21 protein-coding genes are annotated in these 13,079 nt (G+C 55.4%); 1 reads left to right on the top strand and 20 read right to left on the bottom strand.

Annotated elements, in window-relative coordinates; genetic code table 11:
• Positions 1 to 9: 9 nt before the first annotated feature.
• Both ACLI1Q_RS03780 and ACLI1Q_RS03775 read right to left on the bottom strand, forming a co-directional pair.
• Positions 10 to 474: a hypothetical protein gene (locus ACLI1Q_RS03780; protein WP_023030992.1), complete on the bottom strand. Its 465-nt coding sequence runs from the start codon at positions 472 to 474 to the stop codon at positions 10 to 12.
• Between the two features lie 10 nt (positions 475 to 484).
• Complete coding sequence (locus ACLI1Q_RS03775; RefSeq protein WP_349883522.1) at positions 485 to 877, bottom strand: HNH endonuclease; 393 nt, start codon at positions 875 to 877, stop codon at positions 485 to 487.
• Positions 878 to 1,016: 139 nt separating this feature from the next.
• Between ACLI1Q_RS03775 and ACLI1Q_RS03770 the strand changes: the two genes are divergently transcribed.
• Positions 1,017 to 2,233 (top strand): IS3 family transposase gene (locus ACLI1Q_RS03770; protein ID WP_411697013.1). Its coding sequence is split into 2 segments (ribosomal slippage): positions 1,017 to 1,278 and positions 1,278 to 2,233, totalling 1,218 coding nucleotides; the frame shifts between segments, so codons are not numbered across the junction.
• A 635-nt stretch (positions 2,234 to 2,868) separates the two neighbouring features.
• On the opposite strand, the gene ACLI1Q_RS03765 is transcribed toward ACLI1Q_RS03770, so the two are convergent.
• The 18 genes from ACLI1Q_RS03765 to ACLI1Q_RS03680 all read right to left on the bottom strand — a co-directional run bounded on the left by ACLI1Q_RS03765 (position 2,869) and on the right by ACLI1Q_RS03680 (position 13,078).
• The gene (locus ACLI1Q_RS03765) at positions 2,869 to 3,150 is read right to left on the bottom strand and encodes an HNH endonuclease (protein WP_349883521.1); all 282 of its coding nucleotides are present in this window, start codon (positions 3,148 to 3,150) and stop codon (positions 2,869 to 2,871) included.
• 247 nt (positions 3,151 to 3,397) lie between these two features.
• Positions 3,398 to 4,015, bottom strand: coding sequence for a hypothetical protein (locus ACLI1Q_RS03760; RefSeq protein WP_349883520.1), 618 nt, complete (start codon positions 4,013 to 4,015; stop codon positions 3,398 to 3,400).
• Between the two features lie 7 nt (positions 4,016 to 4,022).
• A complete protein-coding gene (locus tag ACLI1Q_RS03755) occupies positions 4,023 to 4,373 on the bottom strand; it encodes a hypothetical protein (RefSeq protein ID WP_349883519.1) in 351 nt (116 codons plus the stop codon).
• The gene (locus ACLI1Q_RS03750; protein ID WP_349889203.1) at positions 4,370 to 4,750 is read right to left on the bottom strand and encodes a hypothetical protein; all 381 of its coding nucleotides are present in this window, start codon (positions 4,748 to 4,750) and stop codon (positions 4,370 to 4,372) included. Before ACLI1Q_RS03750 ends, ACLI1Q_RS03755 begins: the two co-directional genes overlap by 4 nt.
• A gap of 14 nt (positions 4,751 to 4,764) precedes the next feature.
• Positions 4,765 to 5,004 carry a hypothetical protein gene (locus ACLI1Q_RS03745; protein ID WP_349883517.1) on the bottom strand — a complete coding sequence of 80 codons (240 nt, stop codon included), beginning with the start codon at positions 5,002 to 5,004 and terminating at the stop codon, positions 4,765 to 4,767.
• The gene (locus ACLI1Q_RS03740; protein ID WP_349838022.1) at positions 5,004 to 5,324 is read right to left on the bottom strand and encodes a hypothetical protein; all 321 of its coding nucleotides are present in this window, start codon (positions 5,322 to 5,324) and stop codon (positions 5,004 to 5,006) included. The genes ACLI1Q_RS03745 and ACLI1Q_RS03740 overlap by 1 nt, the downstream gene beginning before the upstream one ends.
• Positions 5,317 to 5,673, bottom strand: coding sequence for a hypothetical protein (locus ACLI1Q_RS03735; protein WP_349883516.1), 357 nt, complete (start codon positions 5,671 to 5,673; stop codon positions 5,317 to 5,319). The genes ACLI1Q_RS03740 and ACLI1Q_RS03735 overlap by 8 nt, the downstream gene beginning before the upstream one ends.
• Positions 5,666 to 5,947, bottom strand: coding sequence for a hypothetical protein (locus ACLI1Q_RS03730; protein WP_349883515.1), 282 nt, complete (start codon positions 5,945 to 5,947; stop codon positions 5,666 to 5,668). The genes ACLI1Q_RS03735 and ACLI1Q_RS03730 overlap by 8 nt, the downstream gene beginning before the upstream one ends.
• On the bottom strand, positions 5,947 to 6,318 hold the full coding sequence (locus tag ACLI1Q_RS03725) for a hypothetical protein (protein WP_349883514.1): 372 nt from the start codon (positions 6,316 to 6,318) through the stop codon (positions 5,947 to 5,949). The genes ACLI1Q_RS03730 and ACLI1Q_RS03725 overlap by 1 nt, the downstream gene beginning before the upstream one ends.
• Positions 6,306 to 6,440, bottom strand: a complete 135-nt coding sequence (locus tag ACLI1Q_RS03720; RefSeq protein WP_411697088.1) for a hypothetical protein — start codon at positions 6,438 to 6,440, stop codon at positions 6,306 to 6,308. The genes ACLI1Q_RS03725 and ACLI1Q_RS03720 overlap by 13 nt, the downstream gene beginning before the upstream one ends.
• Positions 6,441 to 6,442: 2 nt before the next feature.
• Positions 6,443 to 6,808, bottom strand: a complete 366-nt coding sequence (locus ACLI1Q_RS03715; protein WP_411697087.1) for a hypothetical protein — start codon at positions 6,806 to 6,808, stop codon at positions 6,443 to 6,445.
• Positions 6,805 to 7,713, bottom strand: coding sequence for a hypothetical protein (locus ACLI1Q_RS03710; protein ID WP_411697086.1), 909 nt, complete (start codon positions 7,711 to 7,713; stop codon positions 6,805 to 6,807). The genes ACLI1Q_RS03715 and ACLI1Q_RS03710 overlap by 4 nt, the downstream gene beginning before the upstream one ends.
• Before the next feature lie 229 nt (positions 7,714 to 7,942).
• A complete protein-coding gene (locus ACLI1Q_RS03705) occupies positions 7,943 to 8,719 on the bottom strand; it encodes a DNA-methyltransferase (RefSeq protein ID WP_284624393.1) in 777 nt (258 codons plus the stop codon).
• Entirely contained in the window at positions 8,706 to 9,149 is a 444-nt protein-coding gene (dut, locus tag ACLI1Q_RS03700; RefSeq protein WP_411697085.1) for a dUTP diphosphatase, read from the bottom strand. Before dut ends, ACLI1Q_RS03705 begins: the two co-directional genes overlap by 14 nt.
• Positions 9,146 to 10,383, bottom strand: a protein-coding gene (locus ACLI1Q_RS03695; RefSeq protein WP_284853453.1) for an IS3 family transposase whose coding sequence is annotated in 2 segments (ribosomal slippage) — positions 9,146 to 10,056 and positions 10,056 to 10,383 — 1,239 coding nt in all. Because the reading frame shifts where the segments join, the coding sequence is not laid out codon by codon here. The genes dut and ACLI1Q_RS03695 overlap by 4 nt, the downstream gene beginning before the upstream one ends.
• Positions 10,384 to 10,558: 175 nt before the next feature.
• Positions 10,559 to 11,428: a DNA cytosine methyltransferase gene (locus ACLI1Q_RS03690; protein ID WP_349883506.1), complete on the bottom strand. Its 870-nt coding sequence runs from the start codon at positions 11,426 to 11,428 to the stop codon at positions 10,559 to 10,561.
• 330 nt (positions 11,429 to 11,758) lie between these two features.
• On the bottom strand, positions 11,759 to 12,238 hold the full coding sequence (locus tag ACLI1Q_RS03685) for a single-stranded DNA-binding protein (RefSeq protein WP_349883594.1): 480 nt from the start codon (positions 12,236 to 12,238) through the stop codon (positions 11,759 to 11,761).
• Entirely contained in the window at positions 12,239 to 13,078 is an 840-nt protein-coding gene (locus tag ACLI1Q_RS03680; RefSeq protein ID WP_349889194.1) for a recombinase RecT, read from the bottom strand.
• Position 13,079 lies beyond the last annotated feature (1 nt).

Genomic DNA, 13,079 nt, shown 5'->3' with positions numbered 1-13,079 from the left:
CTTAGCTATTTAAGAATCAACCGCTCGTAACTTGGAATAACGCTTCTTAGTGTCTTCTCCCGCCTGCCCTGAACGACGGCGCTCACGCTTATCATCAGCTTCATCGGCTGCCGCGAACTGAATACGCAACCGAGCACGAGACTCCGCCGTCGTGCCAAACATCTGGGTACGCAAACGGAGCTCATTAGCCATGCGCACATTGCCAGACCACACCTCAGCATGTATCAACGCGCAGTCCAACAATTCCGCCCAATCAACCTCGCGGAACTCTGATGAAAGCGGGTCATCTTTCCACATTTCCCACCACCGCACAGTCTGCTCTGGCCAATCCTCTCCACCTGGGCGAGACTCTGGCAACGGTGGCTGCGCAACAGGGTCAGACACCAGAACAGTCATCTGTGCTTCACGCTTCTTACGTGCGCCATGCCCCGCTAACTTATCCGCAGGCTTACCGACCATTCCCTTACCAGCCATCACAACCTCCTTAAATCAACGCTAATTGCTCACCACTGCCCCGGTTTTGCTTCACGCTATTGCACCCCAAATGCGAAGCCTGAACGTTCCGCATGTCATGTTTCCCGCCACACGACAACGGCACGATATGGTCAACCGACGCGCTACGCATATCAGGCCACTTAGCCCGCTTTGGGATTAGCTCCCCACAGATTCCACAAATCCATTTATCGCGCTCAAACACAGCTATCGGCTCCACATCTTCAACAAACGCAGACCGCTTGCGAGCGCGATAGCGTCCTCGAACCGCAGAAGCCTTATCGGGATTCTTCTTCCTCCATTGAGCCGAATAATGAGAACCACACAAACCGTAAGCAGTAACAGGACGCGAGCAACCATCCACAGAACACTGTGGTTGACTCATCGCGTATTCCTTGCGCGACACGGAACGACACTCAGGCTTAGAGCAAAACACATTAGCCTTACGCCTACTCATTTCCGCGTGAGGTTACCCTCGTTTAGTGGACACCCGATTAGTGCGGATTTTGTGTCCGTAGGAGAGGATGTTCATTGTGAGTCAACAACGCCAGAAATACACGCCGGAGTACCGGCGTGAAGCCGCGAACCTAGTAATCGAATCGCAGCGCCCAATTGCTCATGTAGCGAAAGAAATTGGTGTCGCACCTGGCCTTTTAGGTCGGTGGGTAAAAAATGAGCGTCAACGCCGAGGATCCTCTGATGGGCTAAGCGAGGCTGATCTTCGTGCGGAGAATGCTCGTCTGCGTCGTGAGCTGGCAGAAGCCAAGATGGATAATGAGTTTTTGTCAAAAGCGACAGCCTTCTTCGCCGCAAAGCAACGCGATCAGAAAAGTTCGAGTTAATGCAGCAGGAGAAGGCGAATTTCAGTATCAAGCGCATGGCGCGCTTGTTGAAGGTATCTCGGTCTGGATACTACAAATGGGCCCATATGCAGCAGCAACGCTTATCCGGTAATGATGATCGGACATCTTTTTACGATGATGTTGATCGTAAGATTCATCAGATCTGGAAAGACTCCGATGAGGTCTATGGTGCTCCGCGGATTACCGCAGAACTCGCCGATCGCTACCAGATCAGTGTGAATCGTAAGACTGTGGCTAAGCGGATGCGTCTGATGGGCATTGAAGGGATTTCACCGCGTGCTTTTGTGCCCGTGACAACGATTCAATCTAAACGTAAGTCGAGTCTTCCTGACCTGGTAAAGCGCATGTTTGATACCGGCGAGCTCAATCGAGTATGGATGTCAGACATTACCTACCTGCGAACCGGCGAGGGTTGGTTGTACTTATGCGCAGTTCGCGATGGTCATTCCCGCAGGGTGCTGGGCTGGGCTATGGATAGCGTGCAAGATACATTCCTGGTCGAACGAGCACTGCGGATGGCACATACACTGCGTGGTGACGTTCCTGACGGGCTGGTGTTTCACGCTGACCGGGGAACACAATTTACCAGCGAGCAGCTCTGGGAGGTGTGCCGCAACCTAGGGGTTGCTCAGTCTGTGGGGCGTACTGGGGTGTGTTTCGATAATGCGATGGCTGAGTCGTTCTGGTCGACGCTTAAGACCGAGTTCTACGACCGGAAGCGCTGGCCAACCCGCGATGCTGCGCGTCAGGCTGTGGCTTACTGGATTGAAGTAGTCTACAACCGTCGGCGCCGGCACTCCGCTCTCGGGATGGTCAGCCCCGTCGATTTCGAAAACCACACCAGCCTAACCACCAGCAGAAAAGAAATCGCTGCCTAACCACTAGGTAGCTCCACTACGTGTCCACGATTTGCGGGCAACCCCACGCGCCGCAATTCTTACAACGCGGCCTAGGTGGCTTACTAGCCTCCATACGTCGCAATGAACGCTGATAGCTAGCCACATTAGACTCGCGGTAGCTCTCACTATTTCTGCGATAAAACGCAACCCGGCACGCAGAGGAACACCAACGACGAGGATTACGGCACCCCGACTGGTCAAGCTCAACGCCGCAACCACGACAGCAAGTAGGAACTGGCTTCTTATCAGCAGGATACCTTGACCCAACGATCCCCCTGACACGAAAAGCAGACGCTTTACTGCCACATGAGTCTGAACACCATCTTCTATTCCTGCGGACAGGCTTCGGCAATGCCGAACCGCACCACAAGCAGCACCCCGGGGCAAAACTGCCATAAGGGTATGTAACATTATCCACGTTGAAACTCCTTAACAGTTTCAGCCATGAGCCGGGATGGTTGCCGCCATCGCCGGTTCTTTCATTCATGTATCAATTTTTAGTTATCTGGATCTCCACGGTTAGGCACAGCCTTAGCAACATTGCCCTCCGGCGCGTCCGGTAGGTGGGGGAAGGGGTAATCCCCCTGCCCTTTTGTGAAATTCTTTTTCGATTATTATTTTTTTATCAGTCCGGGGTGGGTTTCTGCTGGATACCGGGCGCGGGTTTTTCTCCCCTGGTGGCCGGCGCGCATTTCCCCAAGTGTTTTTTGCTTGTGACATGGCCTGCAGAGTGTTTGCAGATTATCGAGGTTGTGTGTTCCTCCGTTGGCTATGTTGATGATGTGGTCAACTTCTAGATGTTCGGTGTTGCCACATTTTACGCATTGGTGTTGGTCGCGGTTTAGGGCTTGTTGGCGTTGTTTGTGGGGTGCGCCGCCTGAGGGGTTTTGCCACATGGTGTGTCTTTCTGGGTTTTGTGCCTTGTTCCAGTCGTGAGCTGGTGGCCGGCGCCTCGGGTTGTCGCTCAGTACACAACTTGGAGGGTGTACATGATGGTGAGGTGGCTACAAGGCTTGTAAAACGACGAATACCCCCAACATGATGTTGAGGGTTTACGTTCGTTTAGTGGGGGTTTAGTTTTCGCTCTATGCGAAGCATAGCATATGTGTGGAAAATATTTGCTATTTTTGCGGTTTTCTTTTCCTATGCGGTCGATGCTTCCTGTTTTATGTAGTCGATGATGTCATTGAGTCGATAGCAGCTCTTCCCTTTCTTGTCTCGGTGCGCGGTGATGTACCCGGCTTTACCCCAGTAGGTAATCTGCTTGCGGTCTATGCGGTGGCCGGTGGCTGCGGTGGCTGCGGCTGCGGCATGCGCGGCGGTTAGCAGTTGGGTGGATGATTGGGCTTGGCGGATGAGTGCGCTGGGTGTTTGTGGTGGATTGACCCACCGGTTGATTTGGCGGGCTTGGTCTTGCAGTTCTTGTGTGAGGTCTTCTACCCAAGCGAGTTGTGTAAGTTGGTGTGCATTCCATGCGATGAGTCGGCATAGTCGGGGGGCTGATAGGTCTTGGCCTGTGATGTGGGTGTTGATGCCATCTTTTCCTAGGGCATTGAGTGTGACTTCTCTTAGTCGTTGTTCCAGTGTGACGTAGCGTTCTATCCATAGCCAGTTTCCGGGGGACTTCGGGCCAAGTCCTTTCACACTATTGCGGGTTTTTATTTCGGGTGGGTTGGGGGTTGTGTGTTTGAGGGTTTGGAGTTGGTGGTAGTGGTGTTCGAGTTCGCGGGCGAGTTGGCGTAGTTCGTGTTCGTCTACCATGGGGTTCCTATTCGTCTTGGCACTTATCGGCGGGCGCTTCAATGAAATATGCGGATGGGTGGCCGATGATGGTGACGCTGCCGTGTTCCTCTACTGCTTTGGCGATATCGTGGCCGAGTTTGCGTTCTATTCCTGTGTTGCGGATGTAGGTGTGGCATTCGTCCAGTCGGAGGCCGAGCACCATCCCGAGGTACATGAGGATGGCGAGGCATACGTAGAGGAGGAGGTTCAGGACAGTGGTCACGCTTGGGTTGGCGATGGTGATGCCGAGACTCCAGATGAAGATGAAACCGATTATCGTGAGGTTGGTTTTGCTGCCCCGGCTGAATCTGTCCCAGTTTTGCTTGAACTCACTCATTTCGTTATCTCTTCCCAGTTGCTTTTCCATTGGCGGTGGGTGGGGTCTCCGTCGAAGTAGTACACGTCGGTCATGCCGTAGTGGTCGCCGAGGTATTCGGCGTATTCCCATTTCCCTGCTAGCGGCTGGCCGTTTGGTGCCCAGGCGCGAGGCAGGTCGTAGAGCGGGGCTACTTCGTCTAGTTTGGCGTTGCAGAGAAATGGGTGATGCCGTCCTGGCTTGACGAGTAGGACGCAGGGTACGCGTGGCTCTTCTTTTCTAAGGCGGGTGGGGGTTGCTGTACCAGCAATAATCCATTGTTCCGTCCCGGTTTTTAGTATTGGGTCGGTGTAGTCGCACCAATTTCCGACGCATTCGGCGCGTTCTTCTTCGGTCATGTCTGCGAGTGTTTTCATGCTTCACTCCATTCTGTGGTGTGGCGGCGCATTAGGGTGCCGGGTGGGGTGTCGAAATAGTGGGGGTCTTTGAAATCGCCGTTCCAGCTTCCGCGTGGGTGGAATTGGGCGGTGACTTCTTCGGTGTCCATGTCGGCGATGGTGTGTAGGGCGCGGCGGGCGTGGGTTTGTGGCACGCGGCCTGTGTATCGGTATTCTTCGAGCCAGCGCTCCGCTTCCTTAGGGGTCATTTTCATTACTCTTCCTTTTCTGCTTCTTCTGCTGCTGCGAGTAGGGCGAGGCCGATATTCCGGGCCATTTTTGGGGAAAGCCAACCGTATTCTGTGTAGGTGAAGTTGGTATAGACAGCCATTTCGTCATCTTCTACCCAGATGTCCCCAAAATGCCATTCAAGGGCCCCATCTTCGCCTTCGCTTGGCAGTGGTAGCTCTGGTGCTAGAAGGTTTGCGTCATGAAGTGCTTGAGCGTGCTCTTGGCAAGCTGTCTGGGCGGCATGTCCCTCCACCCCTGAGCGCTGGTAGAGAATATCAGCGGCTTTGCGAACAGTATCAGTCATTGGCTTCTCCTAGGATTGAGTCGATGTGGTCGAGTGCGTGGTCGGCCAAGTTCTGCTCTACGGGGGTGCGCATTGCATCGGTGGATATGAGTTCCCATGCATGTCGCATGGAGCTGAGCTCCAGCCTCATCCGTATGACTTCTTCCGCGAGTTGTGGGGCTGCGGTTGCGAGTTCGAGGTCTGCGTTTGTGCCTTTGGGGTGTTCGCTACTGTCGCCCATGTTGATGCACATGGTTGAGGTTTGCGTGTCGTGGGTGTGGGCGTCTTCTTGGCTTGGTATGTAGTCCCACGTCCCTGGTGTGGCCTGGTCTAGTAGTTGTTGGAGGTGGTCGGTGGTGAGGTCAGTCATTCCTTTCCCTTTCGATGAAGTTAAGGTAGGTGTTCCACTCTGGTTGTTCGCGGGTGAACTGGGCTTTTTCTTCCGGCGTTAATTCTGCGCGTGCCTGGAGGTCTACGCTTACGTCGCTGGCCAGCTGCGCTTGGGCGCGCTCGTCGAGAAGATCCCAGTTCGACGTGATCCACTCGGTAGTTTTCGCGGTGAAATAGGATTGCGTTTCTCGGCAGTGGCGTAGGGCACTGATGATGATGTGCTGGTCATTCGAGTGCAAAATGGGGTCGGGCATTATTCTCCCTCCTGGAGTACGTAGCGGCGGCCAGTCGGGGTGAGGTCTTTCTTAGGCACTCCCAGCACGATTCCCCCTGCGCTCGGTGGTTGCATGCACCTAATGAAGTCGAGCTCGTCAGAAACCATGATCATTCTGATTCCATGCTCATCTTCCGCTTCCGCCAGGTGGTGCTCATCGTCGTCCCACTCCACATCTGCCATTGTGGGTTGTGGCTTGGGTGGTAGGGCGGCGAGTATCCGTTTCTCCCATAGCGCGCACGCTACTGTGTCGCTACAGTATTCTGCCGCATTCCATGCCGCGTTCTTTAGCTCCTCTAGCGCGTTGTGCGCGTCGATGATTTCTTGGCGGGTGGGGTTTAGTTGTCCCATAGTTGGTCGTCCTTTTTGATGTCGTGTAGTTGTTCGTACCAGCGTTCTTGACTGTCGAAATTGTTTTCTAATTCTTCTTCGTCGGGTTCGTTCGTGTCGTCGAACGGGAATGGTTTAGCCATGGTTAGTCCTTTGGGGGTTGGAGGAGTCGGGTGAGGTCGTCGAGGGTGCAGATGACCCATTGCTGTGTGGGGTCGGTTGTGCCGCGTCGTTTGGCTATGACGATGCCTACGTGGGCGTTGTCGTTGGTGGCTTCTTGGTGGGCTTCTTTGGTCCATTGGGGGAGGTTGAGTTTGCCGCCGTAGTCCTTGCATTCGATGGTGATTCGGCGGTTGTGTGAGTCGCGGACGTTGGCGATGTCGCCGCAATCCTTAGCGCCGGTTTTGACTCGGCGGTCTATGCGGTCATCGAGGTTGTCGCGGAGAAAGTCGGCGATTTGTCGTTCAAAGCGTGCTCCTGCTTGTTTTGCGCTGTTTCTGTTTCTGCTCAAAATGGTGGCTCTTTTCTTCTCTGGCGGGTTTGAGTGTTGTTTTGGGGTGATTGCCCATGGGTGGCGTGTTTGTCGCTCTGTGTGGCTGCTGGGCCGGTTTTTGGGCTTGTTTCGGGCTTGTGGTCGCAGCGCCAGGCTTTCCCGTCCTTGTAGCGCATGCCGTTGGCGTCACAGAGGTCGCATTCCCGGCGCGCCTGCAACGCCGCCTCACGCTCCCGGGCCTCGTCGGCTTCGGCGCCCTCGCGGAGTTTCTGGCATTCGCGGCAATCTTCATCGACCCACTCCCCCGGCGGGATGTGAGCATGCTTCGGGCATCGAGTGCGTGCGGCGTGAGCCGCCGCTAACTCGTCCAAATTCTGGGGGGTCGATGGTGCGTTTTCGGCAGCCGCGTTAGCGGTATTTTCGGCCTGTTCCCCCTCCCCCTTCTTATTCTTATTCTTGCTACATTTTGCTAGGGGTTTTGCTAGAGGTTTGCTAGGCGTTTGCTTAGCACCGTGCTTAGCACTTGCTGTAGCACTTGCTAGACGTTTGCTACTTTTCGCAGCGTGCGCCCTACTTTTAGCCAAGCCGCCAGCACGCCCAGCAGCCCTCCTTTTCTCCCTAATTTCCTCAATTTCAGCCCGCGTTGTCTGGTGTTCAGCGAAGTCATGTATGAAAAAATCACCATTTTCGAGCTCCACAAGCGACGGCGCATCGGGGTCGTTGTCTAGCAACTCCTGGCACACGTCTAGCAAATGCTTAGCACTTGCTACACGGCGGTCAATGACCCCATCGGTCTGCATTCGGCACGACCATAAAATCATCTCCAAAAGCCCCAATTTCGCTTCCGGAGACAGCACCATAATCTTCGGCGACTCGAAAAAATCATGCGTGATATTCGCGTACAAACGACTATCTTTCGGCATCGTTTTCCACCTCCTTTTCTATGGATTCAAATAGGCGTATAAGCGCGTCCAGGAAATCCGGTTGGGCGCAGTGAATGTCGCGGGATTCGAGGTAGGCGCGCATGTCTCACGCTGCCGATGAGTGGTCACATGGTCACCTGCTTCAGCACCCAAATCAGGGCGTAAATCGGGTGATTAGGGTCAGCCACGCCACCGTCTGGGGTGTAGGCGTAAGCGGTGAGGGCTTCGATTAGGGCATTAAGCATGGGGTTTCACTCCAAAGATCCAAAGATGGGGTTACGGCGGGGGCCATTTTTTCTTCAAAAAGGCGGCAAAAATCTTTCTTGATCTCAAACCCGTATCCCCGACGGCCTAGGTTTTCCGCCGCCACCAATGTGGAGCCACTGCCAGCGCATGGGTCGATGACCACATCGCCGGGGTCAGTGAATAGCTCTATGAGGCGTTCAATGAGGGCGACGGGCTTCTGCGTGGGGTGCACCTTGGGGATGTGCTTTCCGTCTTTAGCCCAGGGCTGCACATTCATCACCATGTGGCCGTGATTGTTGAATTTCGGTAGCTTGTCGCGGTAGAGGATTAAGGCGTATTCCGCGTTTCCTACCACCCGCATGTTGGCTTTCAGTACCTGGGGTGAGCTGGGCTTATGGAATACAAGATTGATGTAGTTCTTGAATCCGTAGCGTTTTGCTTCCTCAATGAGGGGTACTTGCTGCTCGAATGAGCAGAACACAATCATGCAGGGCGCTTGGCCTTTTTTCTTCGGTTCCGGGCGCAGCATCTTCGACGCGAAATGCATGAATTCCGGCACTTTGAAGCTTTTATCCGTGTCAAAGAATTGCTTGCCCGCCAATTCGGATTCACCGTTCTTGTTGTCGCCGCCTATGTACCAGGCCGGGCTAGAGCCGTAAGCGTTAGCGCCTAGGTTGTAGGGGATGTCAGCTAGGATTAGCTGGGCTTTTGGAGTGTTATAGCGCTTAAAATTCTGAAAATGGTCATTAAACAGTTCCATGGTCGCTGCTCCCGATTCCGTTGCTGCCGCGTTCACTGTCCGCAAGTTGGGCGACTTGTGTGGCGCCGGCGGTGTTTGCGGGGACGGTGACGAGTTGGGCGATGTATTCGCCGGGGCGTATGTTTTGGCGTTTGTGGCCGGTGTTGTGGAGGCTGATTAGTAGTTCTCCGCGGTATCCACTGTCGATGATGCCGGTACCATTGGATAGAACAAGGTTTCGTTTAATTCCGGTGCTGGAACGCACAAAAATCATGCCCACATGGCCGTGCGGGATGGCGACATGCACCCCGGTTGATCCGAGCTTGTGACCACCGGGTGGCACGGCAAGAAAATGATTGAGGGCGAGGTCTATGCCGGCATCGCCCGTATGGGCGTGGCGAGGTGGCGTGGGGGCCCGAACCCCGGAAAGTGGACACGGGGATTTAATCAAGATGCGATAGTAAGTGTAGCTGATCCGGCGGCTTCGAAGGCGTTCGGCGAGCGATAGCCGCACCACGAGTGCAAGCGCTTGGTGTTGTAGTGCGTGCACCACCGGAACACGTCCCGACGACATACGAGCTGACTTGGGAAAACGGACTCGTCCTGGAGGACTTCCCGTTTCAGCGTGGCGTTGAACGACTCCGCCAACGAGTTGTCCGCGCTCGTCCCGATTGCTCCCATCGACTGGGTGACACCGAATCGTTCACACAGCTTCCGGTATTGCCCAGAGGTATAGACGCTGCCATGATCGGAGTGAAAAATCGCCCCGTCAAGGTTGCCTCGGACTCCGTGGGCCATCGTGAGAGCTTCTTCGACCAACTCCGTGCGCATGTGGTCGGCGATCGCGAAACCGGTCAACTGCCGCGAATAGCAGTCGATGACGGTGGCCAGGTACATATTCGACCCGTCCGCGATCGGCAGGTACGTGATATCGCCGACGTAGATGGTGTTCGGTTTCTCCGCGGTGAACCGGCGTTTCAGCAGGTCGGGCAACTTCGGAGCCCGTTTCGCAGACACGGTGGTCTTCACCCGGCGTTTTTTGGTGTAGCCGAACAGGCCCATCTGGCGCATCAACCTGGCGGTGCGCTTGTGATTGAAAAGGTCGTCGTTGGCTGGATCGGAATTGATGGCCGCCGTCACGCGTTTCGCCCCGTAACAACCGTTCTCGGCCGTGAACACGGCCTTGATCCTCGCTCCCAGCACCGCGTCGTCAAGGACGCGTCGCCGGCGGGCAGGAGCAGCTGATTTCCATTTGTAATACGAGGACCGGTTGATCTTCAAAACCTCACATAACCGCTTGACCTCGTAGAGGCCTCGGTTGTCATCAACGAACCGGAAGCGGTTCACCAGTTCGTCTCTTCCGCGAAATATTTGGCCGCCTTGCGGAGAATCTCTCGTTCCTCCCGGAGCTTGGCGTTTTCGCGTTCCAGCACGCGGATGCGTTCGGCGTCGGAGAGTCCTTCAGCAGGCGTGCGTGCGCTGTTGGCTGCGGCAATGGGGCTGGCGACTTTTTCACCGTTGGCGTTGGTTTTGGTGCCGGTGCCGAAGGCGTCGAGCCAGGTGCGCAGGGAGTTGCGGTTGACCCCGAGATCGGAGGCGATCGCGTTGAGCGTTGCTCCGGGGGTCGACTCGTACAACGAGACTGCGTCGCGCTTGAACTGCTCGGTGTAGGTCTTGCGTGGCATGGTGGAAAGGTACCTCACTTCCCCAGCGAGATGCTGGTTTCAAGGTGTCCACCATCTGGGGGTCAGGTCCTGGCGCCTTCATCGAGCTGGTAGTAAACAGGCATAAATAAGGCTCCTATTTATTTTGTGTAAAGAAAGGCCCCCGCGGGTGGACTGTTGAGGTCCCATGCGGGGGCTAGTTGTCTAGTAGTTGTCGTAGGGCTGCGGCGGCACATTGTGGCACCACCCCGTTGCCTAGAGCTTTTATCTGCTGATTGCGGGTCAATCCTGGTACCTCGGTCACCCACCCCGCGGGCAAGCCCATCATCCATTCAATGAACTCTGGGTTGGTGGCTGCGCGTGATTCCGGGAATCGTGAGTGCAGCTGCCGGTCGGGGTGGTCGATGACGATGGGCGGTGGTTCGCGGCCGGTGAGCATGGCCCAGGTGAGGATGGCGGGCGCGGTATCTCCCCATCGCAGTTTCATCTCGTGGTTGATGTTGGCGGCGCGACTAAGCCCGGCCAGTGTGCTGTGCAGGTCGTTATCCCAGGTGATTTGCGGCGCTGGTCGGCTGGTGAGTCCGCCCGCTTGTGGTCGCTTGCTGTGGGGGTGGGCAAGAATGAATAGGCGTTCGCGGTGGTGCGGCGCCCCGACGTCGGATGCTCGTAGAGTTGTCCATTGTGCATCCCACCCGATTTCGGCAAGGTCTTTGAGGACAGTGTCAAGGCCGAGTGTGAGATGTCCACGTACGTTCTCGAACACTGCGAGTCGAGGTCGAAGAGACTTAATTGCCTCGTAGACGTGGGGCCAGAGGTGGCGTTCGTCATTAGTTCCTTTCCTGTACCCTGCCTGCGAAAACGGTTGGCACGGATAACCAGCGGTGAGGATGTCAATCGATGGCACGCTCCTCCAGTCCACGCGGGTCACGTCCCCCAGGTTCGGCACCTGCGGGTAGTGATGTTGGAGGATGCGGGCTGGGGCCGGGTCAATTTCCGCAAACCACACGGGCTTCGCGTCCAGCACCTGCCGCACACCCATCTCCAGGCCGCTGTAGCCTGCGAACATGCTGCCAATCCTCACTTGACTTCACACCACCAATCCGTCTCCGGGGTCTTCGTGGCAGCGTTGTAGTGGCTTGATTCTCGGTACACAGTGCCAGGGCCGCAATGCTCACTATTATCATTCTGCGAGTCGATTAGGTGGAACATCGTGACGAAGCAGCCCACAAAAGAAACGATCCCTATCGCGAGAATGCTCCCTCCACTTATCCAGCTATCGTGCAGAATATCGAAGGCTGCTAGGCAAATGAATGCGCTCATCGAGAGCCATGCCATAAAACCTATGACCGCAGCAGCCATGAGTACGTACTCCATGCGAATATGCTTCCTGTACGAATCAGAATGGCGGCGCTTGATCTTGCTGCCCTGCTTGCGCCGGCGGCGTTGACCATGCTCCACTGGTGGCCGTTTGACCCTGCTGGGCGGCGTCATTCCACGACTGTTGCGCCTGATTAGGCTGCTGCTGTTGATCGCCTTGCCCCCGCGGGATGATGGTTACATCATCGGCGTTAATCTTGTGCTTCGAGCGCTTCCCGCCGCCATTCTTATCCTCCCAAGTGTCCTGCTTGAGGGCACCGACAACGAGGACGGGGCGCTTCCCGTTCTGCGTGTATTCGTGGTAGAAGTTTTCGCCCTTCTTGCCCCACATTTCCACATCAATGAAGCATGGTTCGCCGTCTTCCCACTGCTGGGACTGACTGTTATAGCGGCGGGTGTTATGCGCAACGGTGAACGCCACAACGGAACGCCCATTAGGCGTGAATCGTTGTTCTGGGTCGCGGACTAGGTTCCCATCAATTACGGTCAGGTTAGTCATTTACTTGTCTTCCTGTAGTTCGTTCCAACGCTGGCGGCCTAGGTCGATGACTTCTTCGGGTACGTCACCGTCGTTGCGGATTTCTTGCATGAAGCTAGTAACTTCATCCGCGGTGGTGAGCCCGGCGAGGGCCTGCTTGATGTCTTCTACGAACTGGTCTGGTTGTTCGTCTTGATGTTTCTTTTTCAGCTTCGGTGCCGGCGCTGTCAAGGCTTGCTGTGCTACATCCTGGCGGGTGGCTTTTTGGTGAATGGTTTCGGTGGTATCCACGAAGCTTTCAGAGTCGAAGTAGACGTCCCCTAATTCGTCGGGGAATGCCTTTCGAAATGCGCCGGCGGCGGCATTCTTTCCCAGCATGAAGGATGGCTTAGCATCCCACATGGGTGTTAGGTTTCCGTTTTTCCCAAAGGTTTGCTTGGACTCATCCCAAGTAACAACATGCGGGAATGGTTCACCGTCTCGGTACACAATGACCTTCGCGAACTCCGGGTACCCCATGCGAGAGACGTTCCACGTATCTCGCCATTCTGTCTCCTGCCCGGTGGACTGGTCGATTCCCTTGTATAGCCATTCACCTTCTCGGTAGGTTCCGCCTTCTTGTTTGGCGATACGCCGGGCGGTACGCCTTGCCCCACCAATACCGACTTGGAGCGTGTAGGTTTTCCCGTTCTTGGAGTTGCGCTCAATAAGGGAAATTTGTGATGGGTCTTGCGGGTTGAGTCCTAATGCGTCAGCGCGGGCAAAGAACATTTTGAGGTGATTAGCGGGGATTTGTTGGTATCCCAATTGCTCAATCAGTGTCATTTCCTGCTGGTTGAACTTGGCAATTTCGTTGCTCATG

Source organism: Corynebacterium limaceinasi, assembly GCF_046717465.1.
Classification (GTDB): domain Bacteria; phylum Actinomycetota; class Actinomycetes; order Mycobacteriales; family Mycobacteriaceae; genus Corynebacterium.
This window is presented reverse-complemented; position numbering and strand designations above follow the sequence as displayed.

What these genes read in the sequence shown, in the direction of transcription:
- ACLI1Q_RS03775 (WP_349883522.1), bottom strand. Translation starts at nt 877, where the DNA reads ATGAGTCAACCACAGTGTTCTGTGGATGGTTGCTCGCGTCCTGTTACT.
- ACLI1Q_RS03760 (WP_349883520.1), bottom strand. Translation starts at nt 4,015, where the DNA reads ATGGTAGACGAACACGAACTACGCCAACTCGCCCGCGAACTCGAACAC.
- ACLI1Q_RS03755 (WP_349883519.1), bottom strand. Translation starts at nt 4,373, where the DNA reads ATGAGTGAGTTCAAGCAAAACTGGGACAGATTCAGCCGGGGCAGCAAA.
- ACLI1Q_RS03780 (WP_023030992.1), bottom strand. Translation starts at nt 474, where the DNA reads ATGGCTGGTAAGGGAATGGTCGGTAAGCCTGCGGATAAGTTAGCGGGG.
- ACLI1Q_RS03730 (WP_349883515.1), bottom strand. Translation starts at nt 5,947, where the DNA reads ATGCCCGACCCCATTTTGCACTCGAATGACCAGCACATCATCATCAGT.
- ACLI1Q_RS03705 (WP_284624393.1), bottom strand. Translation starts at nt 8,719, where the DNA reads ATGGAACTGTTTAATGACCATTTTCAGAATTTTAAGCGCTATAACACT.
- ACLI1Q_RS03690 (WP_349883506.1), bottom strand. Translation starts at nt 11,428, where the DNA reads ATGTTCGCAGGCTACAGCGGCCTGGAGATGGGTGTGCGGCAGGTGCTG.
- ACLI1Q_RS03745 (WP_349883517.1), bottom strand. Translation starts at nt 5,004, where the DNA reads ATGAAAATGACCCCTAAGGAAGCGGAGCGCTGGCTCGAAGAATACCGA.
- ACLI1Q_RS03680 (WP_349889194.1), bottom strand. Translation starts at nt 13,078, where the DNA reads ATGAGCAACGAAATTGCCAAGTTCAACCAGCAGGAAATGACACTGATT.
- ACLI1Q_RS03765 (WP_349883521.1), bottom strand. Translation starts at nt 3,150, where the DNA reads ATGTGGCAAAACCCCTCAGGCGGCGCACCCCACAAACAACGCCAACAA.
- ACLI1Q_RS03720 (WP_411697088.1), bottom strand. Translation starts at nt 6,440, where the DNA reads ATGGCTAAACCATTCCCGTTCGACGACACGAACGAACCCGACGAAGAA.
- ACLI1Q_RS03685 (WP_349883594.1), bottom strand. Translation starts at nt 12,238, where the DNA reads ATGACTAACCTGACCGTAATTGATGGGAACCTAGTCCGCGACCCAGAA.
- ACLI1Q_RS03725 (WP_349883514.1), bottom strand. Translation starts at nt 6,318, where the DNA reads ATGGGACAACTAAACCCCACCCGCCAAGAAATCATCGACGCGCACAAC.
- ACLI1Q_RS03710 (WP_411697086.1), bottom strand. Translation starts at nt 7,713, where the DNA reads ATGCCGAAAGATAGTCGTTTGTACGCGAATATCACGCATGATTTTTTC.
- ACLI1Q_RS03750 (WP_349889203.1), bottom strand. Translation starts at nt 4,750, where the DNA reads ATGACCGAAGAAGAACGCGCCGAATGCGTCGGAAATTGGTGCGACTAC.
- ACLI1Q_RS03735 (WP_349883516.1), bottom strand. Translation starts at nt 5,673, where the DNA reads ATGACTGACCTCACCACCGACCACCTCCAACAACTACTAGACCAGGCC.
- ACLI1Q_RS03740 (WP_349838022.1), bottom strand. Translation starts at nt 5,324, where the DNA reads ATGACTGATACTGTTCGCAAAGCCGCTGATATTCTCTACCAGCGCTCA.